At 30.3% G+C, this 8392-nt stretch carries 9 protein-coding genes; 6 read left to right on the top strand and 3 right to left on the bottom strand.

The window, feature by feature from the left end; genetic code table 11:
- The coding region (locus CD128_RS09640) for an HAD-IIB family hydrolase (RefSeq protein WP_103329712.1) at positions 1-729 on the top strand (729 nt) is incomplete at its 5' end.
- A gap of 56 nt (positions 730-785) precedes the next feature.
- Here CD128_RS09640 and CD128_RS09635 read toward each other — a convergent pair.
- A complete protein-coding gene (locus tag CD128_RS09635) occupies positions 786-1856 on the bottom strand; it encodes a lytic transglycosylase (RefSeq protein ID WP_103329711.1) in 1071 nt (356 codons plus the stop codon).
- Between the two features lie 129 nt (positions 1857-1985).
- Here CD128_RS09635 and CD128_RS09630 point away from each other — a divergent pair, with 129 nt between their 5' ends.
- A complete protein-coding gene (locus CD128_RS09630) occupies positions 1986-2717 on the top strand; it encodes a metallophosphoesterase family protein (protein WP_103329710.1) in 732 nt (243 codons plus the stop codon).
- 60 nt (positions 2718-2777) lie between these two features.
- Here CD128_RS09630 and czrB read toward each other — a convergent pair whose 3' ends face one another.
- Both czrB and CD128_RS09620 read right to left on the bottom strand, forming a co-directional pair.
- A complete protein-coding gene (czrB, locus tag CD128_RS09625; RefSeq protein ID WP_103329709.1) occupies positions 2778-3746 on the bottom strand; it encodes a CDF family zinc efflux transporter CzrB in 969 nt (322 codons plus the stop codon).
- A gap of 1 nt (position 3747) precedes the next feature.
- Complete coding sequence (locus tag CD128_RS09620) at positions 3748-4083, bottom strand: ArsR/SmtB family transcription factor (protein WP_103329708.1); 336 nt, start codon at positions 4081-4083, stop codon at positions 3748-3750.
- A 154-nt stretch (positions 4084-4237) separates the two neighbouring features.
- Here CD128_RS09620 and CD128_RS09615 point away from each other — a divergent pair, with 154 nt between their 5' ends.
- The 4 genes from CD128_RS09615 (at position 4238) to CD128_RS09600 (ending at position 8263) form a co-directional block, all read left to right on the top strand.
- Positions 4238-4894 (top strand): SDR family oxidoreductase, encoded by a 657-nt coding sequence (locus tag CD128_RS09615; RefSeq protein WP_103329707.1) that lies wholly within the window; start codon positions 4238-4240, stop codon positions 4892-4894.
- Positions 4895-5363: 469 nt separating this feature from the next.
- Positions 5364-6296 carry a type I phosphomannose isomerase catalytic subunit gene (locus CD128_RS09610; protein ID WP_103329706.1) on the top strand — a complete coding sequence of 311 codons (933 nt, stop codon included), beginning with the start codon at positions 5364-5366 and terminating at the stop codon, positions 6294-6296.
- A 42-nt stretch (positions 6297-6338) separates the two neighbouring features.
- On the top strand, positions 6339-6569 hold the full coding sequence (locus CD128_RS09605; protein ID WP_103329705.1) for a hypothetical protein: 231 nt from the start codon (positions 6339-6341) through the stop codon (positions 6567-6569).
- A gap of 320 nt (positions 6570-6889) precedes the next feature.
- Positions 6890-8263: an EVE domain-containing protein gene (locus CD128_RS09600; protein ID WP_103329704.1), complete on the top strand. Its 1374-nt coding sequence runs from the start codon at positions 6890-6892 to the stop codon at positions 8261-8263.
- Positions 8264-8392: the final 129 nt, after the last annotated feature.

Raw genomic sequence — 8392 nt, 5'->3', positions numbered from 1 at the left:
GCTACAGGCCGTTCATATTCTGAAATTGAAAACTTAGTACCTCAAGGGTTTAAAGTAGACGGTATTATTAGTTCAAATGGCACTAGTGGGGAAATAGATGATAAAAACTTATTCCAACATAGTTTATTAACAGATAGTGTTAAAAAAATTGTGAGCTTAGCTCAACAGCAACATATTTATTATGAAGTATTTCCATTTGATAAAATGCGTATTGCTTTAAAAGAAGATAAACAATGGATGGATGAAATGATTAAAGGAGATACACCTCCTAATAATGTAAGTGAAAGTGAATGGAAATCACGTCGAGATGCTATGGCAGGAAAGATTGACTGGCAAGAAGAAATTGTAGAAGATCAATTTGCTAAAATTTACTTATTCAGTGATAACTTAAATAAAATTACAAACTTTAGAGATGAATTAATTCAAAATAAAGTATTATTAAATATTAGTGTGTCTAATTCATCAAGATTTAATGCTGAGACGATGGCCTATAACATTGATAAAGGTACAGGTATTAAAGAGATGATTGAACATTTTAATATTAAACAAGAGGAAACACTTGTTATTGGTGATAGCGATAATGACAGAGCTATGTTTGATTTTGGTGGATATTGTGTTGCCATGAGAAATGCACGTCCAGAAATTAAAGAATTAACAGATGATGTGACGTCATTAACAAATGAAGAAGATGGGGCAGCATTATATTTAGAAGAAAAATTCTTGAAATAGAGTAATAAAAAATCATCGGCGGAAAATGAGCCGATGATTATTAATAAATATATATGTTATTTTTTATCTGATTGTTGGTTAACCTTGTCTGTGACTACTTCAGATTGATTTTTAATTTTATCATTAACACTTGTAGATTCTTTTGCTTCATTATTTAATGAAGCATTATTAGGTGTTTTTTGTTTTTTCTCAGCTTTATCTAATTTTTTCTTTTTACGGGGTTTGTCTAGTTTTTCTCCTCGTTTTAAGAAATATTGAACAATACCCATGAGAATTATGAAATAAAGCACAAAACGTAACACTAAAATAATAACTTCAGCAATAACCATAATCACTTGTGCAGCTTTTTGTGACATATTAGCTGTTGATATTGAGATTAAAGTAGCTAATGGCTGAGAAATAATGATAATGACTAAATTGATTAAAATAATTGCTATAAAGAATTTTAACCAAGTTTTATTACCATTTTTAATGCCTTTAAAGCCTTCTTTAAAGTGGTTTATCGCACTTAATCCGTTATTTTGTGATAATGATAGTGTAGAATTAATCATCCAAATAAAGAAGAACCAATAAACTAATGATAAGATTATTCCCATAATTATAATAAATATAATTTGTACAGTTAATAAAATACCAATTGCATGATCAGAAGTACTTACTGATTGTTGCAATGAAGTAAGTAATGGGTTTAAAGCTTTATTAAATAAGAAGTTTAAGCCCATTGTGATTAAATACATAATGATATATAACACAATTGAAAGTAAAGCTAAAATAATACTTTTGATATATTTTCCTTTTTTAAAGGCAAAAAACAAATCTGAAAAACTAATGTTTTCTCGTTTTATTGCTTTTGCCATTACATTAAAAGCACCAGCAAGTAATTGATAACCTGCTAATATAAAGAAAAGCAATCCTAAAACAAGTGTTAGAATCATTACAAATAATGATGAACCAGTTGATTGTTGAAATTGTGCTGCTAATTGCATTTGCATAAATGATTGAATAAAGAACGTTCTAGCAACAACAAAAATCGCAAATACAATTAGAAAACTAACTATACTAAATAGAATAGTTTTTAAAATTTGCGATTTAGCATTTTTTAATGCCAAACTATGATAGTTAAACAATATAAGCACTCCTTTACTGTAATATAAACACAATATCAAAATTTACGAGTTTTTTAAATTAATATCTAACAAATTTAAATATTAAGTGTTAAAATGTTCTAATGATTAAATTTGAAGGGAGAATAAACTATGAAATTTGCGATTATTACTGATGTACATGGCAACTTTGATGCGCTACAAACTGTTTTAGATGATATTGACAATAGAGGCGATATTGATAAAATTTATAACCTCGGTGACAACATTGGCATTGGTCATGAAACTAACAAAGTTTTAGATACCATATTTGATCGTGACGATATGGAAATTATTGCTGGAAATCATGATGAAGCGGTAATGTCGCTAGTAAATAACACACCTTACCCTGAGGATTTGAGAGATAAATTTTATGAACATCATCAGTGGATTGAAAGTCATATGGATGAAGACTACTTTGACCAATTAAATTTACTTCCTAGACGAATTGAAACTACTATTTGTGGGAAAAAATTCCTCTTTATTCATTATGAAATTGAAAATGATAAATTTGAAACAAGAATTGATGAACAACCTTTCAGTCCTATAGTAAATAATGAAAAAGAAAGCATCAAAGCGCTATTTAAAGATAAAGAAGCAGATTTTATAGCATTTGGTCATAATCATCAATTACATTTATATGATGACAATGAAACAATTTATTTTAACCCTGGCTCAGTAGGTCTTAACAATGGCGCTAATACAGTTTATGGCATTGTAACAATTACGGAAAATAGATGCTCAATAGAAAGAGTAAAATTAGCGTATGATAATGAAGAATTCCTACAAGGATTTAAGGAAAAGAAAGTACCAGCACAACAACTTATTTTTGATCAATTTTTATAAGTATAAATTAAGCCGAGTGACAATACGACGTGTATCGCCACTCGGCTATTAATTTATTAACTAATGGTCGTGAGAATGATGGGGGTCATGTTCCTGGTGTAAACCTGAACATAGTATAGAATCATCATGTTTATGTTTAGGTGTTTCAAGTTGAATGGTCATATGTTGAATATTTAAATGACTCAAATCGTGTTCTATCTCTTCAAGTATTTGTTCGCATTTTTCAACAGTGAGAGATTCGCTAACTACAGCATGACAACTTAATGCATTCATATCATTTGAAATTGTCCAAACATGATAGTCGTGAACATTTTGAATATCGTTGTGTGATGTAATAGCTGAGATAACTTTCTCTAAATCTACATCACTTGGTGTACCTTCCATTAAAATATTTAAAGATGAAAGGGTAATGCCATATGCACTTTTTAAAATTAATAGAGATACAAGGATACTTGCAATAGGATCAGCGATAGTAAAATTAAAAGCCCAAATAAGAATAGCGGCAACAATAGCACCAACTGAACCTAGTAAGTCACCTAATACATGTATAAACGCGCCTCGCATATTTAAATTATGTGACGTATCGCCACCTCTGAACATGATAATAGCTACTATAATATTTACAATTAATCCGACTACACTAATAATAAACATTTCAGTAGACTGTACTTCAGGTGGTGCGAAAAATCTTTTGATCGCTTCAACAATAATAATGATACTAATAACGAATAAAGTTATTCCATTAAATAGAGCAGCTAGAACTTCGAACCGTTTATAACCAAATGTTTTAGTAGTAGTAGCATTTTTCTCTGCGTAAATGAAAGCCACTAAAGCCACTCCGAGCGACACAGTATCGCTAAACATATGTAGCCCATCAGAGAGTAGGGCTAGACTATTAGCAATAAAACCGCCTATAATTTCGATTACCATAAAGAGACCAATAATAATGAATGAAATCGCTAAGATTTTTTTATTGTTTGTATGCACGTGGCTATGCGCATGTGCATGAGAATGAGAATGGTTTGCCATATTAATGTTCACCTCTTGGATGTTGAGCATGATGGATTGCTTGTTTTAATAAAGTAGAAACATGTTGATCATCAATTGAGTAAATCATAGACTGACCTTGTCTAGAAGACTTAACAAGATGCGCTTGTTTTAAAATCTTTAACTGATGTGACACATTTGATTGTGATAAATTTAAAGTATGCGTAATGTGTCCCACGCTTGCTTCGCCTTCTTGTAGTAGTTCCATAATCATTAATCTATTATAATCACTCAACGCTTTAAATATTTCAGTTACTCTAGTTAATGTCACTTCATTATCTTTATTTTCTGTTACATACTCTGAAAAATGAGCAGTCATAATATCACGCCTTACATATTAATATATGAATGTATTTTCATATATTAATATATTATCTCCTTACTAATATGTCAAATTAGATATTAAAGTTTTGTTAATCACATAGAGTGGTATGCATTAAATATAAACATTCCATTTAGGAGGACGAGTTTTTATGAGTATTTTAGTTATTGGCGCAAATGGTGGCGTAGGTTCTAAATTAGTTCAACAATTGAAAGATGATAATGTTACATTTACAGCTGGTGTGCGTAAAGAAGAACAAGTATCATCATTAAAAGAACAAAATATTGAAGCTACTTTAGTAGATGTTGAAAAAGATAGCATTGATGAATTAACAGAAAAATTTAATGAATTTGATAAAGTTATCTTTTCAGTGGGGTCTGGTGGTAGCACTGGCGCTGATAAGACAATCATCGTTGATTTAGATGGTGCTGTTAAAGCGATTGAAGCTAGTAAAAAAGCAAATATTAAACATTTTGTCATGGTATCTACTTACGACTCAAGACGTGAAGCCTTTGATCCTAGTGGCGATTTAAAACCATACACTATCGCTAAACACTATGCAGACAATCACTTAAGAGAATCTGGTGTGACTTATACAATTGTACATCCAGGTGGTTTAAAAGACGAAGAAGGAACTGGCCAAATCGAAGCGGACTTATACTTTGACGGTAGAGGCGTCATTCCACGTGAAGATGTAGCAACAGTATTAAAAGAAGTGGTAACTTCTGAAGGTAAATATCAAAATCAAGAATTCCAAATTATTACTGGTAATCAATCTATCCAAGATGCATTATCTCGTTTCCAATAAATCGTTATTTTAAGTAAGCATTTTATAGAGTTAAGGGGCTGGGACACTAATTAAATGTCTCAGCCTTCATTAATATATTGGCAGTAACTGACTGGTAGCCGCCCCCCCAGCACAGAGACTTTCGAAAAGAAAGTCTACAAACTAAGCAAGCTGGGGAACGGGGCCCCAGCACAGAGACTTTCGAAAAGAAAGTCTACAAACTAAGCAAGCTGGGGATACGATGAAATTTATTTTAATTTCTGTTCTACTTCCCCCTTATTTTTATTGTTTAAAGAATTTCTATTAAAAGTACTTCAAAATTGATATAATAAATACATAAGTGATTTTTTAAATTACATTTTTTATTCAATAGTTTGAATTAAATATTTCTCTCATATTCATAGAAATATTTGCTATACATATTAAATTCTGGATACGATTTTATAAATAACTAAGCCACGTAATAAGTAGGTTTTTAGGGGGTGTAATGATGCCATTATTTTTAAAGCCTATTTTTCATGAAAAAGTTTGGGGCGGTAACCAATTACGTCAATTCAACTACGAAATACCGAGCGAATATACAGGAGAGTGTTGGGGGATTTCAGCACATCCGAATGGACGTAATATTATTCTTAATGGGCCTTATGCTGGTCAAACATTAGACCAAGTGTGGAATGATCATAGAGAATTGTTTGGGGAATTTCCAAGTAAAGACTTTCCACTTCTATGTAAGATTGTAGATGCGAAAGCGCCGTTATCTATTCATGTGCATCCTGATGATGCTTATGCATATGAATTTGAAAATGGACAATATGGTAAATCAGAATGTTGGTATATTATTGATGCTGAGGAAGATGCAGAAATTATACTTGGAACAACACTTGAAACTAAAGAAGAACTTCAACATGCAATTGAAAGCGATACGTTATTAGACAATTTAAGAAAAGTTAAAGTGAAACCTGGTGAATTTTATTTCATTCCAGCTGGAACGATTCATTCTATTGGAGCAGGAATTACAGCTTATGAGACAATGCAATCTTCTGACATTTCTTATCGTGTATATGATTATAATAGAAAGCGTAATGATGAAACCCAACTTGAAATTCAAAAAGCATTGGATGTCTCACAGTTTTTACCAGAAATACCTAGTGTGATTCCAGAAAATGAAATAATTGAGAATCATAAATGTAGTCATATCGTTTCAAATGATTTCTTTACAATGGTGAAATGGGAAGTTAGTGGGACGTTAAACTATATGAAGCCTAGAGAATTTTGTTTAGTATCAGTATTAGAAGGCGAAGGAAGTATAATTACAGATGGAGAAATCTTTAAGTTAGAAAAAGGTTCCAATTTTATTTTAACTTCTGAAGATTTAGATAGTGTGTTTGAAGGTAATTTTACTTTAATTATCAGTTATATATAGTGCATACTATTTTAATAGTGAAATTAGTCTAGGAGTGTTTTTATGAAACAATTTCTATACATATCTTTAATTTGTGGCGTAATATCAGGTGTAGGTATATTCTTCAATATACCTCATTATCCTTCTCTTGCCATTCCTAGATTAGTATCAATTGTAGGAATAATTAGTGCTATTTTAACAATTAAAGATAAAAATTTAAGCGCAATGTTAAAATTAGGTGGCATTATGATTAATATTATGCCACTTTTAGGTAGTTTATTAGTTGTGCAATAATTATGAGAACAAGAATTTATAATTTGCGTCATAGCTATAAAATTATAGATTCTTGTTCTATTTTTTTGATATAAAATAGTTACAACAAGATAGACTTCAAAGGAATAACTTTCATTCATTGAAAATGATTAAAACTTGTTGATAAACAGATTATTAAACAACTAAAATATGATAGAATAATGTAATAAAAAGACTACTATCCAACTATCAATATATTAATATTTAATTTTTTCAAAAATAAAGCAACTTTAACAAAAGTCTAATTTTTAATATACAACTACTTAATTATTTAACTAAATTAAAATTAAAGGAGATTCTCGATGACAGAAGAAGTAAATTACTTTTGGCTTAATTGTGGTTATACGAGATGGAATCATAATGAGCCTTTAGTAGGGCAAACCACTTTATTTGAATCAGGGGCACAATTTAATCCAACTCAAGGTTTTCGTGCATTCAAAAAAGCGAAACCAGGAGATCAAGTGATTTTTTACCAAGTCCAAACAGATACTGGATTGTTAGGAATTGGAGAAATTATTAGTGTTCAAACAGGAGCACAAAGTAAAATAAGAGTAGAATTTGAGTTTAATGAAGAATTAAAACCATTAACTACAGACTACTTAAAACGTAGTGAAGCCTTAGAGTTTCGTATGAACAATATGCGTGAAACGCTAATCAACCAATTAACAAAAGATGAATATGATTTAATCATCGCTTTAGGTAAGGGACAAGAAAAACTTTCTCGTTACTTCTTCTTATCTGAAACTGAAACATTTGAACCTGACGAATATTATACTATCTATACACATACATATAATGGTATCAAACGTAATGGTTATCATTTTTATAATCAGTTAGAAGTTGGAGATAATCTTATTTTTTATAATAAAAATAAAGAACAATCTGTAGTTGGGATAGGAGAAGTTTCTCGTCATATTCATGAGAAACCTCCAATTGCCGGTCGTACAAATAGTACAGCTATTGAAATTTATTATGAAAAGAATATTACTCCTGTCACTTTAGGTGCGTTAAACAAGCATCCTAAATTAAAGAATCTATATTTCTTACAAGAAAATGCTAAACAAGCTATTGCCAGTTTAAGTCAAACTCAATATGACGCAATATTGGAAATGAGTGAAAATGATGGTATTAAATCACCATTTGAAACAATACGTAAAACTGAATTTGCTGCAAATACGAATGAAGAAACGATTAAACCATTTATTCTTTTAGTTGTAGATAAACGTGAAGAAGGACTAAAAGCAGCTAATAATTTACTACAAAAAACAAATGCTAATCCTGTAATTACAAGTGGACATCCTGATTTTACTGAAGATATGTTATACGGGAAATATTTACCTAATGAATCAGGAGCTTTATATTATCGTGAAGGTTTTATCACGCAGTTGATGCCTAAAAATGATAAAAGTTATTTAGTAATCGATAATTTCAATAGAATTGATCCAGATGTCTTCCAGACGTATATTAATGTCTTAGAAGGGTATGAAGTTACATTACCTAGATATAATAAAGATGGAAATATGGTGAAATGGTCTCGTAATAAAGATTCATTTTATCACTTCAATCCAAATTGGCATATAATTGGTGTCACTTATGAACGTCTTGAAGATATTAAACTTAAATATTCAACACAATTTCTTAAATATACAAGAATTGTCAAAGTAAATCATGATTAACATTTTATGAAGCACTATCTAATAGTCAAATTTCTGGGTTTTATGAGAAATGCGGTTGATGAAACAAATTGATTGTTTCATTAACCGCATTTTTTGTATAAAAAGAGCGCAAATATCTCTATAATATTA

The sequence above is a fragment of the Staphylococcus croceilyticus genome (genome assembly GCF_002902575.1).
Lineage (GTDB): Bacteria > Bacillota > Bacilli > Staphylococcales > Staphylococcaceae > Staphylococcus > Staphylococcus croceilyticus.
The sequence above is the reverse complement of the archived record's forward strand: the minus strand, read 5'-3'. Positions and strand labels throughout refer to the sequence as shown.